Raw genomic sequence first — 16,479 nt, forward strand, 5'->3', positions numbered from 1 at the left:
TCTTCATGAGGTCGCCTGAGACTTCAAGAGGACACCGACATGTACAAGCTTTTCTTCCGTCTGGTTTTCAAACGGATGGACCCGGAGCAGGCCCACCACCTCGCCTTCCGCTGGATCCGCCTCGCCGCCCGCATCCCCGTCCTGCGCACCTTCGTCGCCGCCGCCCTCGCGCCCCGCTACGAGGAGCTGCGCACGGAGGCCTTCGGGCTGCGCATGCACGGGCCCTTCGGGCTCGCCGCCGGCTTCGACAAGAACGCGGTCGCGATCGACGGCATGTCGATGCTCGGCTTCGACCACGTCGAGATCGGCACGGTCACCGGGGAGGCCCAGCCGGGCAACCCCAAGAAGCGGCTGTTCCGGCTCGTGAAGGACCGCGCGCTGATCAACCGCATGGGCTTCAACAACGAGGGCTCCCTGGCCGTCGCGGCCCGTCTGGCGTCCCGTGAGCCGGTCTTCAGGACCGTCGTGGGCGTCAACATCGGCAAGACGAAGGTCGTCCCGGAGGCGGAGGCCGTCGGCGACTACGTGAAGTCGACCGAGCGGCTCGCACCGTACGCCGACTACCTGGTCGTGAACGTCTCCTCGCCGAACACGCCCGGTCTGCGCAACCTGCAGGCCACGGAGGCGCTGCGACCGCTCCTGAGCGCCGTCCGCGAGGCCGCCGACCGTACGGTGACCTCCCGCCGTGTCCCGCTGCTGGTGAAGATCGCGCCGGACCTCGCCGACGAGGACGTCGACGCCGTGGCCGACCTGGCCGTCGAGCTCGGCCTGGACGGGATCATCGCCACGAACACCACCATCGCGCGCGAGGGTCTCGGTTTGAAATCCGAACCCTCCCTGGTGAAGGAGACCGGCGGACTGTCGGGCGCGCCCCTGAAGTCGCGCTCCCTGGAGGTGCTGCGCCGCCTCTACGCGCGCGTGGGCGACCGCATCACCCTCGTGGGTGTCGGCGGCATCGAGAACGCCGAGGACGCCTGGCAGCGCATCCTGGCCGGTGCCACGCTGGTCCAGGGCTACAGCGCCTTCGTCTACGAGGGCCCCTTCTGGGGCCGCGCCATCCACAAGGGCCTCGCCGCCCGTCTGGGCACCAGCCCGTACGCCACCCTCGCCGACGCGGTCGGCGCCGACGTGAGGAAGACCGCATGAGTGGCCTCGAACCCTTCGGTGCACGGCTTCGCCGCGCCATGGACGAGCGCGGGGCGCTCTGCGTCGGCATCGACCCGCACGCGTCCCTGCTGGCCGAGTGGGGCCTGAACGACGACATCGCAGGTCTGGAGCGGTTCAGCCGCACGGTCGTCGAGGCGATGGCCGACCGGGTCGCGGTCCTGAAGCCGCAGAGCGCGTTCTTCGAGCGCTTCGGCTCGCGCGGCATCGCGGTCCTGGAGAAGTCGGTGGCGGAGGCCCGCGCGGCCGGTGCGCTGGTCGTGATGGACGCCAAGCGCGGCGACATCGGCTCGACCATGGCCGCGTACGCCGAGACCTTCCTGCACAAGGACTCCCCGCTCTTCTCGGACGCGCTCACCGTCTCGCCCTATCTCGGCTACGGCTCGCTCTCCCCGGCCGTCGCGCTCGCCCGCGAGAGCGGCACCGGCCTGTTCGTACTCGCGCTGACCTCCAACCCGGAGGGCGGCGAGGTGCAGCACGCGGTGCGCACGGACGGGCGGACCATCGGGGCGACGATGCTGGCGCATCTCGCCGCCGAGAACACGGGGGAGGAGCCCCTGGGGTCCTTCGGGGCCGTCGTCGGCGCCACGCTGGGTGACCTGTCGTCGTACGACCTGGACATCAACGGGCCGCTCCTGGCGCCTGGCATCGGCGCCCAGGGCGCCACCGCGGCCGACCTTCCCGCCGTCTTCGGCACCGCGGTCGGCAACGTCGTGCCGAACGTCAGCCGGGGGGTGCTGCGGCACGGTCCCGACGCCGGGGCGCTGCGCGCGGCCGCGGAGCGCTTCGCGGAGGAGATCAGGGCCGCCGTCGGAGCCCTGTGAGGCTTTCGCGACGGTCGTCGCGGGTGTTCGAGGCGCTCGCTCGAGTCCTCCGATGAGTGGTCGCCGGGCGCTTCCAGGCCTGCTTGAGTCTGGATACATCCTCAAATCCGGGGCATTATGTCCTAAATGTCCGGCCTGACAGAGGCTGACCAGGACTTTTCCGCTGTTCTCGCTGACTCTGGCGCGCTCGCCCGCTAGTCTCCGACGAGTGGGGACACCCCCACACCCTTAGGTAGTGGGGGACAACGGGCAAGCGTGTTGCTCGTGGCTCCCCAGGTGTGGGGCGACTAGGTTCCTCACCGGTCCGTATCCGACAGTTCGACATCCGAGGTGACGTAGGCGTGGCTCTTCCGCCCCTTACCCCTGAACAGCGCGCAGCCGCGCTCGAAAAGGCCGCCGCGGCTCGCCGGGAGCGGGCCGAGGTCAAGAATCGACTCAAGCACTCCGGCGCCTCCCTGCACGAGGTCATCAAGCAGGGCCAGGAGAACGACGTCATCGGCAAGATGAAGGTCTCCGCCCTGCTCGAGTCCCTGCCGGGCGTGGGCAAGGTCCGCGCCAAGCAGATCATGGAGCGTCTGGGCATCTCCGAGAGCCGCCGTGTACGCGGCCTCGGTTCCAACCAGATCGCTTCCCTGGAGCGTGAGTTCGGCAGCACCGGCTCCTGAGTCCGGCTCCCGAGGACCGGGAGTCCCGGGCACTCCGGGATTGCTGGAATAATCGCTGCATGGCTGCAACATTCCGGGGGACGACCCCCGAGCCCCCGGACGTACGTCCGCGGCTGACCGTGCTCTCCGGCCCCTCCGGGGTCGGCAAGAGCACGGTCGTCGCCCATATGCGCAAGGAGCACCCCGAGGTCTGGCTCTCGGTGTCGGCGACGACCCGCAAGCCCCGCCCCGGCGAGAAGCACGGAGTCCACTACTTCTTCGTCACCGACGAGGAGATGGACAAGCTGATCGCCAACGGCGAGCTGCTGGAGTGGGCCGAGTTCGCCGGCAACCGCTACGGCACGCCGCGTGCGGCCGTGCTGGAGCACCTGGAGGACGGCGTGCCCGTCCTCCTGGAGATCGACCTCCAGGGCGCCCGGCAGGTCCGCGAGACCATGCCGGACGGCCGGCTGGTGTTCCTGGCTCCGCCCTCCTGGGAGGAGCTCGTGCGCAGACTCACCGGCCGGGGGACCGAGCCGCCCGAGGTTATCGAGCGCCGTCTCGACGCGGCCAGGATCGAGCTGGCGGCCGAGCCGGAGTTCGACATGACCTTGGTCAACACCTCCGTCGAGGACGTGGCTCGCGAGCTGCTAGCCTTGATGGATGTCCTGTGATCACGAGTGATGTGATCACGACCGATCTTTTCCCATCCATCGGAAGGTAGAGCGTGTCCTCTTCCATCTCCGCGCCCGAGGGCATCATCAACCCGCCGATCGACGAGCTCCTCGAGGCCACCGACTCGAAGTACAGCCTCGTGATCTACGCGGCCAAGCGTGCCCGCCAGATCAACGCGTACTACTCGCAGCTCGGCGAGGGCCTCCTCGAGTACGTCGGTCCGCTCGTCGACACCCACGTCCACGAGAAGCCGCTCTCGATCGCCCTGCGCGAGATCAACGCGGGTCTGCTGACGTCCGAGGCCATCGAGGGTCCGGCGCAGTAGTACTTTCGTATTGCAGTTGGCTTTTCCACAGGCCCGACAGCGCGACTGTCGGGCCTGTGGTGTGTGATGGAGTCGTTGATGGACTCGTACGTTGCCGAGCCGGGGAGAGACGGTGGACAAGCCCAAGGTCGTGCTGGGGGTCAGCGGTGGCATCGCCGCCTACAAGGCCTGTGAGCTGCTGCGCAGGCTGAGCGAGTCCGGCCATGACGTACGCGTGGTGCCCACCGCCTCCGCGCTGCACTTCGTCGGCGCCGCCACCTGGTCCGCCCTCTCCGGCAACCCCGTCTCCACCGAGGTCTGGGACGACGTCCACGAGGTCCCGCACGTCCGCATCGGGCAGCACGCCGACCTGGTCGTCGTCGCCCCGGCAACCGCGGACATCCTCGCGAAGGCCGCCCACGGCCTGGCCGACGACCTGCTCACGAACACGCTCCTGACCGCCCGATGTCCGGTCGTCTTCGCCCCGGCCATGCACACCGAGATGTGGGAACACCCGGCCACCCAGGAGAACGTGGCGACGCTGCGCCGCCGCGGAGCCGTCGTCATCGAACCGGCCGTCGGCCGTCTGACCGGCGTCGACACCGGCAAGGGCCGCCTGCCCGATCCCGCGGAGATCTACGCGGTCTGCCGCCGCGTGCTGTCCAGGGGTGTCACCGAACCCGACCTCAAGGGCCGGCATGTCGTCGTCAGTGCCGGTGGCACCCGCGAACCCCTCGACCCGGTGCGCTTCCTCGGCAACCGCTCCTCCGGCAAGCAGGGCTACGCCCTCGCCGGCACCGCCGCCGCGCGCGGCGCCCGCGTCACGCTCATCGCCGCGAACACCGGTCTGCCGGACCCGGCGGGCGTGGACGTCGTCCAGGTGGGCACGGCCGTGCAGCTGCGCGAGGCGGTGCTGAAGGCGACCCCGGACGCGGACGCCGTCGTCATGGCCGCAGCGGTCGCGGACTTCCGGCCGGAGACCTACGCCACCGGGAAGATCAAGAAGAAGGACGGCCAGGACCCGGACCCCATCGTGCTGGTGCGGAATCCGGACATCCTCGCGGAGATCTCGGCACAGCGCGCCCACCCCGGACAGGTGATCGTCGGCTTCGCCGCCGAGACCGACGACGTCCTGGCCAACGGCCGCACCAAGCTGGAGCGCAAGGGCTGCGACCTCCTCGTCGTGAACGAGGTGGGGGAGCGCAAGACCTTCGGCTCGGAGGAGAACGAGGCGGTGGTGCTGGGCGCCGACGGCAGCGAGACCCCCGTGCAGCGCGGGCCGAAGGAACATCTGGCCGAAACTGTCTGGGACCTGGTGGCGGAGCGGCTCGCCTGAATGTTTCATTCGCTTCTCGGTCCCCTCAAACCTCTGCGACAGGGGCGTGGCAACCCTGGCCAAGGCCGCTCGGAATTGGGCAGAATGCCCGTGCCGCAGGTCACAGCACTCCCGAGGGGCGAGATGGGGGGTCGGTGGCCGAGCACGACCGATAAACTGTTCTCGGACGACCACGGGCGCAGCCTCCGGGCCGTCCGCCAATGATCAGCCAGCAGCCGCTGCAACCCCAGGGAGCGTTGTGTCCCGTCGCCTGTTCACCTCGGAGTCCGTGACCGAGGGTCACCCCGACAAGATCGCTGACCAGATCAGCGACACGATTCTCGACGCGCTTCTGCGCGAGGACCCGACCTCCCGGGTCGCCGTCGAGACGCTGATCACCACCGGCCTGGTGCATGTCGCCGGTGAAGTCACCACCAAGACCTACGCGGACATCGCGACCCTCGTCCGCAACAAGATCCTCGAGATCGGTTACGACTCCTCGAAGAAGGGCTTCGACGGCGCCTCCTGCGGTGTCTCGGTGTCCATCGGCGCGCAGTCCCCGGACATCGCCCAGGGTGTCGACACGGCGTACGAGTCCCGGGTCGAGGGCGACGAGGACGAGCTGGACCGCCAGGGCGCCGGCGACCAGGGCCTGATGTTCGGTTACGCGACCGACGAGACGCCCACCCTGATGCCGCTGCCGATCTTCCTGGCGCACCGCCTGTCGAAGCGCCTGTCCGAGGTCCGCAAGAACGGCACCATCCCCTACCTGCGCCCCGACGGCAAGACGCAGGTCACCATCGAGTACGACGGCGACAAGGCCGTCCGCCTCGACACCGTGGTGGTCTCCTCGCAGCACGCGAGCGACATCGACCTGGAGTCGCTGCTGGCCCCCGACATCCGCGAGTTCGTCGTCGAGGCGGAGCTCAAGGCGCTCCTGGACGACGGCATCAAGCTGGACACGGACAACTACCGCCTCCTGGTCAACCCGACCGGCCGCTTCGAGATCGGCGGCCCGATGGGCGACGCCGGCCTCACCGGCCGCAAGATCATCATCGACACGTACGGCGGCATGGCCCGCCACGGCGGCGGTGCCTTCTCCGGCAAGGACCCGTCCAAGGTCGACCGCTCCGCCGCGTACGCGATGCGCTGGGTGGCGAAGAACGTGGTCGCCGCGGGCCTCGCCTCCCGCTGCGAGGTCCAGGTCGCGTACGCCATCGGCAAGGCCGAGCCCGTCGGCCTGTTCGTCGAGACCTTCGGCACCGCCAAGGTCGAGACCGAGAAGATCGAGAAGGCGATCGACGAGGTCTTCGACCTCCGCCCTGCCGCGATCATCCGCGACCTCGACCTGCTCCGCCCGATCTACGCCCAGACGGCGGCGTACGGCCACTTCGGCCGCGAGCTGCCCGAGTTCACCTGGGAGAAGACCGACCGCGTGGACGCGCTGCGCAAGGCGGCGGGGCTGTAGGCTCCGCGGTTCTTCACCGGGCCCGGCTCCTCGTGGAGCCGGGCCTCGGTGCGTTCCGGCCGTAAATCGCTCGCCCGCGGTGCCGGTCGCTCCCTACGCTGATCGTCTCCCGGTGCGATGGCCGCGGTTCCTTCGGTGGAGTGCGCTCCGAGCGCGCGGTGATTCTGGAAACGGTGTGCCGCTGCCGTGCCGATCTCGGGAGATCCGACGTGGTCCGGTGCGATGGTTGCGGATACTTCTGGGGTGACCCCTCGCAGGTTCGAATCCTGCTGCCGGTCCTGTATCGGTATGGCCGAGTGGCCCAAGGCGGAGGCGCCTGACGGCGTTCGTGATCCGCGGCCGGACTGATCTCGGGCGACGTCGGTTGTCAGTGGCGTTTGGTAAGAATGCAAGCGTGAGCAGCGAGAACGGGCCGACGGACGGCGGGGCGGAGGGTGCGCCGCCCGAGCAGCTTGCGCTCATCAGGGAGAGCGTGCGCAAGGCCGAGGTGCCCAGGGCCAAGCCGCGGACCTGGCGCGGGGCCGCGCTGGCCAAGGAGCTGCCTGTCGCCCGGGTGCTGGTCGACAAGGGGGTGCTGCACCTCGACCGGTTCTTCGACTATGCGGTGCCGGAGGAGCTCGATGCGGATGCCCAGCCCGGGGTGCGGGTGCGGGTGCGGTTCGGGGCCGGGCGGCATCGGGTGCGGGAAGGGCGGCGCGAGGGCGGCGGGCTGATCGACGGGTTCCTCGTCGAGAGGCTCGCCGAGTCGGACTACTCCGGGCCGCTTGCCGCCCTGGCCCAGGTCGTGTCTCCCGAGCGGGTGTTGAGCGAGGAGTTGCTGGGGCTGGCCCGGGCCGTCGCCGACCGGTATGCGGGGAGCCTGGCCGATGTGCTCCAGCTCGCCGTGCCGCCGCGCAGCGCGCGGGCCGAGCAGCGGCCCTCGCCCGAGCCGCTGCCGCCGCCGGCGATGCCGGAGGCGGGCTCCTGGGTGCGGTACGAGCGGGGGGCGGCCTTTCTGGAGTCGCTCGCGTCGGGGGGCGCGCCCCGTGCGGTATGGAATGCGCTGCCGGGGCCCGAGTGGAGCGACGAGCTGGCGCGGGCCGTGGCGGCGACGCTGGTCTCCGGACGCGGTGCGCTCGTGGTGCTGCCCGACGGGCGGGCGGTCGCCCGGGTCGATGCCGCGCTGACCGCGCTGCTGGGGGAGGGGCGGCATGCGGTGCTCACCGCCGACGCCGGTCCCGAGAAGCGCTACCGGGAGTGGCTCGCGGTGCGGCGGGGCGCCGTCCGGGCCGTCATCGGGACCCGGGCCGCCATGTTCGCCCCGGTCCAGGAGCTCGGCCTCGTCGCCATCTGGGACGACGGGGACGACAGCCACAGCGAGCTGCACGCGCCGCAGCCGCATGCGAGGGAAGTGCTGCTGCTGCGGGCCGCCCTGGACAAGTGCGCGTTCCTGCTCGGCAGTTGGAGCTGCACCGTCGAGGCGGCCCAGCTGGTCGAGAGTGGCTGGGCCCGGCCGATCGTCGCCGGGCGGGAGCAGGTGCGGGGGGCCGCGCCGCTGGTGCGGACCGTGGGGGACGGAGACCTCGCGCGGGACGAGGCGGCGCGGGCCGCCCGGTTGCCCACCCTCGCCTGGCAGGCCGTGCGCGACGGGCTGCGGCAGGGGCCGGTGCTGGTGCAGGTGCCACGGCGGGGTTACGTCCCTCGGATGGCCTGTGCCAACTGCCGGGCGCCCGCGCGGTGCCGGCACTGCTCGGGCCCCCTGGAGGGACAGGAGGCAGGGGCCGCGCTGCGCTGCGGATGGTGCGGCCAGGACGAGGGCGGCTGGCACTGTCCGGAGTGCGGCGGATTCCGGCTGCGGGCGCAGATCGTGGGGGCGCGGCGGACCGCCGAGGAGTTGGGGCGGGCGTTTCCCGCCGTTCCGGTGCGGACGTCGGGGCGTGAGCATGTGCTGGACACCGTGCCGGGCGCGCCCGCGCTGGTCGTGAGCACACCGGGGGCGGAGCCCGTTGCCGAGGGCGGCTACGCGGCGGCCCTGCTGCTGGACGGCTGGGCGATGCTGGGCCGGCCCGACCTGCGCGCCGGCGAGGACGCGCTACGGCGCTGGCTCGCGGCCGCCGCCCTCGTCCGGCCGCAGGGTGCCGGCGGCACCGTGGTGGTCGTCGCCGAGCCGACGCTGCGGCCCGTGCAGGCGCTGGTGCGGTGGGATCCCGTCGGGCATGCCGTGCGGGAGCTCGCCGAGCGGGCCGAGCTGGGCTTCCCGCCGGTGTCGCGGATGGCGGCGGTGTCCGGGGAAGGCGAGGCGGTCGCCGAATTCCTGCGCACGGCCGAACTGCCCCCGGAGGCCGAGGTGCTGGGACCCGTGCCGCTGCCGGTCACGGCAGCCGGGCGGCCGCGGCGGGTGGGAGCGCCTCCGCCCGGGGAGCACTGGGAGCGGGCACTCGTTCGCGTACCACCGGGGCGCGGAGCCGCACTGGCCTCGGCACTGAAGTCCGCACAGGCCGCGCGGATGGCACGGGGGACGGCAGAGGCATTGGTCCGGGTGCGGATCGATCCGCCTGACATCGGGTGAGGCGGTTGGAGGCCGGGGCCGCTGGGCCGTTAAACATCGAGTGAGGCGGCCGGAGGGCGGGTGAACCCGCGTGACTGCGGTGAATTTGCCGGGCCGCGGCACAGGCTGCGCAGCCCGCCTCGTTTCCTGAGGCGTGCCCTGCCGCGTTCCCCGAGGTGCACGCCATCTCCGTCCCCCGACGTGCGTCTGCCCTCCCGGGGCCGTCCGGGAGGGCAGGGGAAGTGGTGGTTCAGCCGTTGCGGGGGCCGGGGAAGGCTGTGGGCCTGGCCTCGTCGCGGAGGGACGGGCTGCCGGCGGTCGGCTGGGTCGGCATGGAGCGCGCGGCGGGGACCGTCGGCACCGTAGGGATGCCGGTGTTCACACTGACCGTCCGGGAACCTGCCGGCTCGGTGGCCCGATCGGTCTCGGCGGCCGCCTGGGCCGCGGCGCGACGGGCGCCGTAACGGCGGTGCACCGCCTGCTTGGTGACTCCGAGTGCGGAACCCACCGCGTCCCACGAGAAGCCGAGGGAGCGGTCGAAGTCGACCGCAGCCGTGACCAGGGTCTCGACACTGTCCCGCAGCTCCTGCGCGAGACGGACCGTCGGGGCGGGAGCGCGTCCGTACACGACGAAGCCCGTGGAGGGGCCGGAGCGGCGCGGGCGGTAGACGTTGCCCAACTGCGCGGTGAGCGTGCGCAGTGCGTCCACCTGCCGGCGGACCCGCTCGATGTCCCGCACCAGCAAGTGCAGGCTGGCCCGAGCCTGGGCGTCGTGGGTTGCGTGGTCGGCCATGAACAAGCCTCTCGAACCGGCGTTGAAAAGGATCCGGGCCGCGCGATTGCGGCCCGTTGTGGTCAACTCTTTCTTGACCAACGTGTTTTTGCTCCGGGGGTCACGGTCTGGGGGCGTAGGGGCATATGCGTACGCCCCCCGTGGAGTCGGTTTGCGCCTCGGGGTCCGTCCGGCGGCTGCGGGCGCGGTGGCAGAGCGTTGCGGGCGCAGGCATAGAGCTTTTCGTGCGTGGTCATAGACTTGTGCGTTGCCACAACAGCCCCCGTCCGAGAGGCCCCGCCCACCCATGAAGCTCGTCTTCGCCGGTACCCCCGAGGTCGCCGTTCCCGCTCTGGACGCTCTCATCGCCTCCGGGCGGCACGAGGTGGCCGCCGTCGTCACGCGGCCCGACGCGCCGGCCGGGCGGGGGCGCAGGCTGGTCGCCTCGGCCGTGGCGCAGCGGGCGCAGGAGGCCGGGATCGAGGTGCTGAGGCCGCTCAAGCCGCGGGACCCGGAGTTCCTCGAGCGGCTGCGGGAAATCGGCCCCGACTGCTGTCCCGTCGTCGCCTACGGGGCGCTGCTGCCGCGCGTCGCGCTCGACGTCCCCGCGCACGGCTGGGTCAACCTGCACTTCTCGCTGCTGCCCGCATGGCGGGGGGCGGCGCCGGTGCAGCACTCCATCATGGCGGGCGACGAGATCACGGGCGCGTCCACCTTCCTCATCGAGGAAGGCCTCGACTCCGGGCCCGTCTACGGCACCGTCACCGAGGAGATCCGGCCCGCCGACACCAGCGGTGACCTGCTGACCCGGCTCGCCTTCGCCGGCGCGGGACTGCTCGCCGCGACCATGGACGGCATCGAGGACGGCACGCTGAAGGCCGTACCGCAGCCGAACGAGGGCATCACCCTCGCCCCGAAGATCACCGTCGAGGACGCCCGGGTCGACTGGGCCGCCCCGGCGCTGCGCGTCGACCGGGTGGTGCGCGGCTGTACGCCTGCGCCCGGCGCCTGGACCACCTTCCGCGGCGAGCGGCTCAAGCTCATCCAAGTGACGCCCGTGCCGGACCGGACCGACCTCGCACCGGCGCAGCCGGCCGTCGGCAAGAACAGCGTCCACGTCGGCACCGGTTCGTACGCCGTCGAGCTGCTGTGGGTGCAGCCCCAGGGCAAGAAGCCGATGCGGGCGGCGGACTGGGCGCGCGGGGTGCGGATCGCGGACGGGGAGACGCTCGGCGGGTAGCGGGCCGGTGGGCGGGACGTACCCTTGGTGCGTATCCACATCAGACATCCGGAGCACCTTTTTCGTGAGCGACACCTCCCGTGGGCCCCGTAAGCCCGGCAAGCCCTACCGTCGGCCCAAGAAGGACCCCGTCCGCATCCTCGCCTTCGAGGCGCTGAGGGCCGTGGACGAGCGGGACGCGTACGCCAACCTCGTGCTCCCGCCCCTGCTGCGCAAGGCGCGGGAGAAGGAGGGACCCGACAAGTTCGACGGGCGGGACGCGGCGCTCGCGACCGAGCTGGTGTACGGGACGCTGCGCCGGCAGGGCACGTACGACGCCGTCATCTCCGCCTGTGTGGACCGGCCGTTGCGCGAGGTCGACCCGCCGGTGCTGGACGTGCTGAGTCTCGGCGTGCACCAGCTGCTCGGGACGCGGATCCCGACCCATGCCGCCGTCTCCGCCTCCGTCGAGCTGGCCCGGGTCGTGCTCGGCGACGGGCGGGCCAAGTTCGTCAACGCCGTGCTGCGGAAGGTCGCGCAGCACGACCTGGACACCTGGATCGAGCGCGTCGCGCCGCCCTATGACGAGGACCCCGAGGATCACCTGGCCGTCGTGCACTCGCATCCGCGCTGGGTCGTCTCCGCGCTGTGGGACTCGCTCGGCGGCGGCCGGGCCGGCATCGAGCGGCTGCTGGAGGCGGACAACGAGCGGCCCGAGGTGACCCTGGTCGCGCGCCCCGGGCGGGCCACGACCGAGGAGCTGCTCCGGGAGGAGGCCGCCGTCGCGGGGCGCTGGTCGCCGTATGCCGTGCGGCTCACCGAAGGCGGTGAACCCGGCGCGATCGAGGCCGTACGGGAGGGCCGCGCGGGCGTGCAGGACGAGGGCAGTCAGCTCGTGGCCCTGGCGCTGGCCAATGCTCCGCTGGACGGGCCGGACGAGAAGTGGCTCGACGGATGTGCCGGACCCGGCGGCAAGGCGGCGCTGCTCGGTGCGCTGGCCGCCGAGCGGGGAGCGACCCTGCTCGCCTCCGAGAAGCAGCCGCACCGGGCCGGTCTGGTGGCGAAGGCCCTGCGTGGCAACCCCGGGCCGTACCAGGTCATCGCCGCTGACGGCACCCGCCCGCCGTGGCGGCCCGGCTCCTTCGACCGCGTCCTGATGGACGTGCCCTGCACCGGGCTCGGTGCCCTGCGCCGGCGGCCCGAGGCGCGCTGGCGGCGCCGTCCCGAGGACCTGGACGGCTTCGGGCCGCTCCAGCGCGCCCTGCTGCGCACCGCGCTGGACGCCGTACGCGTCGGCGGGGTCGTCGGCTACGCCACCTGCTCGCCGCACCTCGCCGAGACCAGGGCCGTCGTCGACGACCTGCTCAAGCAGCACCCCGAGGCCGAGCTGATCGACGCGCGGCCCCTGCTGCCGGGCGTACCGGACCTCGGTGACGGCCCCGACGTACAGCTGTGGCCGCATCTGCACGGGACCGACGCCATGTATCTGGCGCTCATCCGCAGGACGGGCTGAGGTCGCGGAGCTGTCGCCGTGGCGCAGGCGGCCGGAGTGCAGCGCAGTCGGCTCGGAGCGGGCCGCTCCCGCCTGCTCGGGCGGGTCGTCGTGCGGGATCGCACGGGCCATCAACGCGATGGCCGCGGGGGAGACGGCGAGGGCCCAGGGCCGGTCCCCGCCGGCCCGCGGGCTGCCCGGAGCGCCGTCCTCAGCATCGTATGAACGTCTCAGGTCCGGACCGGCGCGAACAAACGTGCCCGGACATGGCAGGCTTGGGGCATGGCCGTGCAGATCAACCCCAGCATCCTGTCCGCCGACTTCGCCCGCCTTGCGGACGAGGCGAAGGCGGTCGAAGGAGCCGACTGGCTCCACGTCGACGTCATGGACAACCATTTCGTCCCGAACCTCACGCTCGGCGTGCCGGTCGTAGAGTCCCTGGCGCGTGCGACGGACACCCCGCTGGACTGCCATCTGATGATCGAGGCCCCCGATCGCTGGGCCCCGCAGTACGTCGAAGCGGGGGCCTCCTCCGTCACCTTCCACGTCGAGGCGGCCGCCGCGCCGGTCCGCCTCGCCCGGGAGATCCGGGCCAAGGGCGCCCGCGCCTCCATGGCCCTGAAGCCCGCCACGCCCATCGAGCCGTACGAGGATCTGCTCCCCGAGCTCGACATGCTGCTGATCATGACGGTTGAGCCGGGGTTCGGCGGGCAGGCGTTCCTCGACATCATGCTTCCGAAGATCCGCCGCACCCGCGAGCTGATCAGCAAGCACGGCCTCGAACTGTGGCTCCAGGTGGACGGCGGAGTCTCCGCCTCCACCATCGAGCGCTGCGCCGAGGCCGGCGCGGACGTCTTCGTCGCGGGTTCGGCGGTGTATGGAGCGGAGGACCCGGCGCACGCGGTACGTGCACTGCGCACCCAGGCGGAGACGGTGACCGCCCAGGCGAGCTGGGCTTGCGACCACTGAGCCAAGACAACGTGAACGGCGCCCATCAGGGCGGATCAAGTGCGCCGAATCTGCAAGGATGAACGGCGAATCCAGAGTGTGAACAGCAGTGAGGAGATCGCCGTGTCGGGTATGTCGGCGGGCCGGTCAGCAGTGCGGATGGGACCCGCTGAGCTGGTGCAGGCGGCGGCCATGGCCCGCCGCTTCTACCTCGAGGGCAAGTCCAAGATCCAGATCGCGGAGGAGTTCGGCGTCAGCCGCTTCAAGGTGGCCCGGGTCCTGGAGACCGCTCTCGAACGGGATCTCGTACGTATCGAGATCCGCGTCCCGGCCGAGCTGGACGCCGAGCGCTCGGACGCGCTGCGCGCCCGCTACGGCCTCAGGCATGCCGTCGTGGTGGAGTCCCCGGCCGAGGCCGAGGAGACGCCCGACCCCGAGAACCTCGGAGAAGTGGCCGCCGACCTGCTCGGCGAGCTCGTCAACGAGGGCGATGTGCTGGGCCTTGCCTGGGGCCGCTCCACCATCCACATGGCCGCGGCCCTGGACCGGCTGCCGCCGTGCACGGTGGTGCAGCTGACGGGCGTGTACGACGCCGGGACCGCCGAACGCGGCTCCGTGGAGGCCGTGCGCCGCGCCGCCCAGGTCTCCGGCGGCGACGCCCACCCCATCTACGCGCCGATGCTGCTGCCGGACGCGGCGACCGCGGCCGCGCTGCGCAACCAGACCGGGATCGCCCGGGCCTTCGAGTACTTCGACAAGGTCACCGTCGCCTGCGTCTCCATCGGCTCCTGGGAGCCCGGCATCTCGACGGTGCACGACATGCTCAGCGACGAGGAGCGCGCGCACTACGCCTCGCTCGGTGTCGCCGCCGAGATGTCCGCGCACCTCTTCGACGCCCAGGGCCGCCGGGTCGGCCGGGACCTCGGCGAGCGGTGCATCACCGTCAAGGCCGACCAGCTCCGCCGTATCCCCGAGGTCGTCGCGATCGCGGGCGGGGCGCGCAAGGCGTCCGCCATCGACGCGGTGCTGCGCTCCGGGCTCGTCACCAGCCTGGTGACGGACACGTCGGCCGCGGACGTCCTGATGACGGCGGGCCCGACGCCGAAGCCGGCGCTCAACAGGGCCGACCCGGACGGGCTCTGACGGGTGGTCAGGACAAGGACCGCGACTCGTTCGGGGCGGTACTGAGATGACGCAGCTCGTGGTCACGCTGGACCTGGACGGGGTCACGGACAAGGCGGGCCTGATGGACCGCTCCGCCCGTGCCCTGCAACTGCCCGACTGGTTCGGACGCAACTGGGACGCCCTGGCCGACAGCCTCTGCGACCACACCGTCTGGCCCCGGCAAGCCGTGGAGCAGGGCCTGCTGGTCGTCGTACGGAACTGGCAGGCGTACGCCGAGGCGAGCCCGCGGGAGTGGGAGACCGCCCGGGAGGTGTTCGCCGAGGCGGCGGACCGTACCCCGGAGCTTTGTGTGGCGCTGGCTCTCGGGGGTGCGGCGCGATAGTGCTTGGAGGTTCCTCCGAGGGACCCTCTGACCAGCCTGGATGATCTGCCCGTGCATCGCATTCCGGTCGACATGGGACAATGAAGTACGTGCTCTTCCCCCTGGCTGACCTGTCCGGGGGCCACCTCTGATCGACTGGGATGTGCAGCACGTGCGTTTCCTCAACGACATCCAGCCCGCGTACGACCTGACGTACGACGACGTCTTCATGGTCCCGAGCCGCAGTGCGGTGGGCTCGCGGCAGGGTGTGGACCTCAGCTCCCCGGACGGCACGGGCACCACGATCCCGCTGGTCGTCGCCAACATGACCGCCATCGCCGGCCGCCGCATGGCCGAGACGATGGCCCGGCGCGGTGGCCTCGTCGTCATCCCCCAGGACATTCCGATCGAGGTCGTCACCGAGGTCGTCTCCTGGGTGAAGAGCCGCCACCACGTCCTGGACACCCCGATCGTGCTGGCCCCGCACCAGACCGTCGCCGACGCGCTGGCCCTGCTGCCCAAGCGTGCGCACAACGCCGGAGTGGTCGTGGACGAGGACGGCCGCCCGGTCGGCGTCGTCACCGACCAGGACCTGACCGGCGTGGACCGCTTCACGCAGCTCGAGGTCGTCATGTCCCGGGATCTGCTGCTCCTGGACGGGGACATCGACCCCCGTGAGGCGTTCAACCGGCTCGACCACGCCAACCGCCGCTACGCGCCCGCCGTCGACAAGGACGGCAGGCTGGCCGGCATCCTCACCCGCAAGGGCGCCCTGCGCGCCACGCTGTACACGCCCGCCACCGACGCGCAGGGCAGGCTGCGCATCGCCGCCGCCGTCGGCATCAACGGCGATGTCGCGGGCAAGGCCAAGCAGCTGCTGGACGCGGGCGTGGACACGCTCGTCATCGACACCGCGCACGGCCACCAGGAGTCGATGATCAGCGCGATCAAGGTCGTGCGCGCCCTCGACCCGCAGGTCCCGATCGTCGCTGGCAACATCGTCGCCGCCGAGGGCGTGCGCGACCTGATCGAGGCCGGCGCGGACATCATCAAGGTCGGTGTCGGCCCCGGCGCGATGTGCACCACTCGCATGATGACCGGCGTCGGCCGGCCGCAGTTCTCCGCGGTCCTGGAGTGCGCGGCCGAGGCGAAGAAGTACGGCAAGCACGTGTGGGCCGACGGCGGTGTCCGCCACCCGCGCGATGTCGCCATGGCCCTGGCGGCCGGTGCGTCGAACGTGATGATCGGGTCGTGGTTCGCGGGCACCTACGAGTCCCCGGGCGACCTTCAGCAGGACGCCAACGGCCGCCTGTACAAGGAGTCGTTCGGCATGGCCTCCGCGCGGGCGGTCCGCAACCGTACGTCGGACGAGTCGGCGTACGACCGCGCCCGCAAGGCACTGTTCGAGGAGGGCATCTCCACCTCCCGCATGTTCCTCGACCCGGCCCGTCCCGGCGTCGAGGACCTGATCGACGCGATCATCGCGGGCGTCCGCTCCTCCTGCACCTACGCCGGTGCGGGCTCCCTGGAGGAGTTCGCCGAGAAGGCCGTGGTCGGCATCCAGAGCGCGGCCGGCTACGCGGAGGGCAAGCCGCTGCACGCCAGCTGGAGTTGAGCCAAGTCCCCTGCCGACGGCCCCCG

Annotated in this window: 15 protein-coding genes; 14 read left to right on the forward strand and 1 reads right to left on the reverse strand. The window is 71.6% G+C overall.

What is annotated here, in order from left to right; genetic code table 11:
• The first annotated feature begins 39 nt into the window (after window positions 1–39).
• The 8 genes from ABT254_RS10760 to ABT254_RS10795 all read left to right on the forward strand — a co-directional run bounded on the left by ABT254_RS10760 (window position 40) and on the right by ABT254_RS10795 (window position 8,942).
• Window positions 40–1,146, forward strand: coding sequence for a quinone-dependent dihydroorotate dehydrogenase (locus tag ABT254_RS10760; RefSeq protein ID WP_351466657.1), 1,107 nt, complete (start codon window positions 40–42; stop codon window positions 1,144–1,146).
• Window positions 1,143–1,988 carry an orotidine-5'-phosphate decarboxylase gene (gene pyrF, locus ABT254_RS10765; RefSeq protein ID WP_351466660.1) on the forward strand — a complete coding sequence of 282 codons (846 nt, stop codon included), beginning with the start codon at window positions 1,143–1,145 and terminating at the stop codon, window positions 1,986–1,988. The genes ABT254_RS10760 and pyrF overlap by 4 nt, the downstream gene beginning before the upstream one ends.
• A 341-nt stretch (window positions 1,989–2,329) precedes the next feature.
• Window positions 2,330–2,653, forward strand: a complete 324-nt coding sequence (locus tag ABT254_RS10770; RefSeq protein WP_003977346.1) for an integration host factor — start codon at window positions 2,330–2,332, stop codon at window positions 2,651–2,653.
• A gap of 59 nt (window positions 2,654–2,712) precedes the next feature.
• Window positions 2,713–3,306 carry a guanylate kinase gene (gene gmk, locus ABT254_RS10775; protein ID WP_266953461.1) on the forward strand — a complete coding sequence of 198 codons (594 nt, stop codon included), beginning with the start codon at window positions 2,713–2,715 and terminating at the stop codon, window positions 3,304–3,306.
• 53 nt (window positions 3,307–3,359) lie between these two features.
• Window positions 3,360–3,632, forward strand: coding sequence for a DNA-directed RNA polymerase subunit omega (gene rpoZ / locus ABT254_RS10780; RefSeq protein WP_003977348.1), 273 nt, complete (start codon window positions 3,360–3,362; stop codon window positions 3,630–3,632).
• Window positions 3,633–3,744: 112 nt separating this feature from the next.
• The gene (coaBC, locus tag ABT254_RS10785; protein ID WP_351466663.1) at window positions 3,745–4,947 is read left to right on the forward strand and encodes a bifunctional phosphopantothenoylcysteine decarboxylase/phosphopantothenate--cysteine ligase CoaBC; all 1,203 of its coding nucleotides are present in this window, start codon (window positions 3,745–3,747) and stop codon (window positions 4,945–4,947) included.
• 238 nt (window positions 4,948–5,185) lie between these two features.
• Window positions 5,186–6,394 (forward strand): methionine adenosyltransferase, encoded by a 1,209-nt coding sequence (gene metK, locus ABT254_RS10790; protein ID WP_351466666.1) that lies wholly within the window; start codon window positions 5,186–5,188, stop codon window positions 6,392–6,394.
• 394 nt (window positions 6,395–6,788) lie between these two features.
• Window positions 6,789–8,942, forward strand: a complete 2,154-nt coding sequence (locus tag ABT254_RS10795) for a primosomal protein N' (RefSeq protein WP_351466669.1) — start codon at window positions 6,789–6,791, stop codon at window positions 8,940–8,942.
• 229 nt (window positions 8,943–9,171) lie between these two features.
• Here the strand turns inward: ABT254_RS10795 and ABT254_RS10800 are convergent, their stop codons facing one another.
• Window positions 9,172–9,714, reverse strand: a complete 543-nt coding sequence (locus ABT254_RS10800; protein ID WP_351466672.1) for a hypothetical protein — start codon at window positions 9,712–9,714, stop codon at window positions 9,172–9,174.
• 286 nt (window positions 9,715–10,000) lie between these two features.
• Between ABT254_RS10800 and fmt the strand changes: the two genes are divergently transcribed.
• The 6 genes from fmt (at window position 10,001) to ABT254_RS10830 (ending at window position 16,453) form a co-directional block, all read left to right on the forward strand.
• Complete coding sequence (gene fmt / locus ABT254_RS10805) at window positions 10,001–10,933, forward strand: methionyl-tRNA formyltransferase (protein ID WP_351466675.1); 933 nt, start codon at window positions 10,001–10,003, stop codon at window positions 10,931–10,933.
• A gap of 64 nt (window positions 10,934–10,997) precedes the next feature.
• Window positions 10,998–12,425 carry an RsmB/NOP family class I SAM-dependent RNA methyltransferase gene (locus ABT254_RS10810; RefSeq protein WP_351466678.1) on the forward strand — a complete coding sequence of 476 codons (1,428 nt, stop codon included), beginning with the start codon at window positions 10,998–11,000 and terminating at the stop codon, window positions 12,423–12,425.
• 261 nt (window positions 12,426–12,686) lie between these two features.
• Window positions 12,687–13,373: a ribulose-phosphate 3-epimerase gene (gene rpe, locus ABT254_RS10815; protein ID WP_351466681.1), complete on the forward strand. Its 687-nt coding sequence runs from the start codon at window positions 12,687–12,689 to the stop codon at window positions 13,371–13,373.
• Window positions 13,374–13,451: 78 nt separating this feature from the next.
• Entirely contained in the window at window positions 13,452–14,495 is a 1,044-nt protein-coding gene (locus tag ABT254_RS10820; protein WP_351466684.1) for a sugar-binding transcriptional regulator, read from the forward strand.
• A 46-nt stretch (window positions 14,496–14,541) separates the two neighbouring features.
• On the forward strand, window positions 14,542–14,859 hold the full coding sequence (locus tag ABT254_RS10825) for a barstar family protein (protein WP_351466687.1): 318 nt from the start codon (window positions 14,542–14,544) through the stop codon (window positions 14,857–14,859).
• A 151-nt stretch (window positions 14,860–15,010) separates the two neighbouring features.
• Entirely contained in the window at window positions 15,011–16,453 is a 1,443-nt protein-coding gene (locus ABT254_RS10830; RefSeq protein ID WP_351466689.1) for a GuaB1 family IMP dehydrogenase-related protein, read from the forward strand.
• The last annotated feature ends 26 nt before the right edge of the window (window positions 16,454–16,479 follow it).

The organism is Streptomyces sp. NPDC001137 (genome assembly GCF_040298885.1).
Classification (GTDB): domain Bacteria; phylum Actinomycetota; class Actinomycetes; order Streptomycetales; family Streptomycetaceae; genus Streptomyces.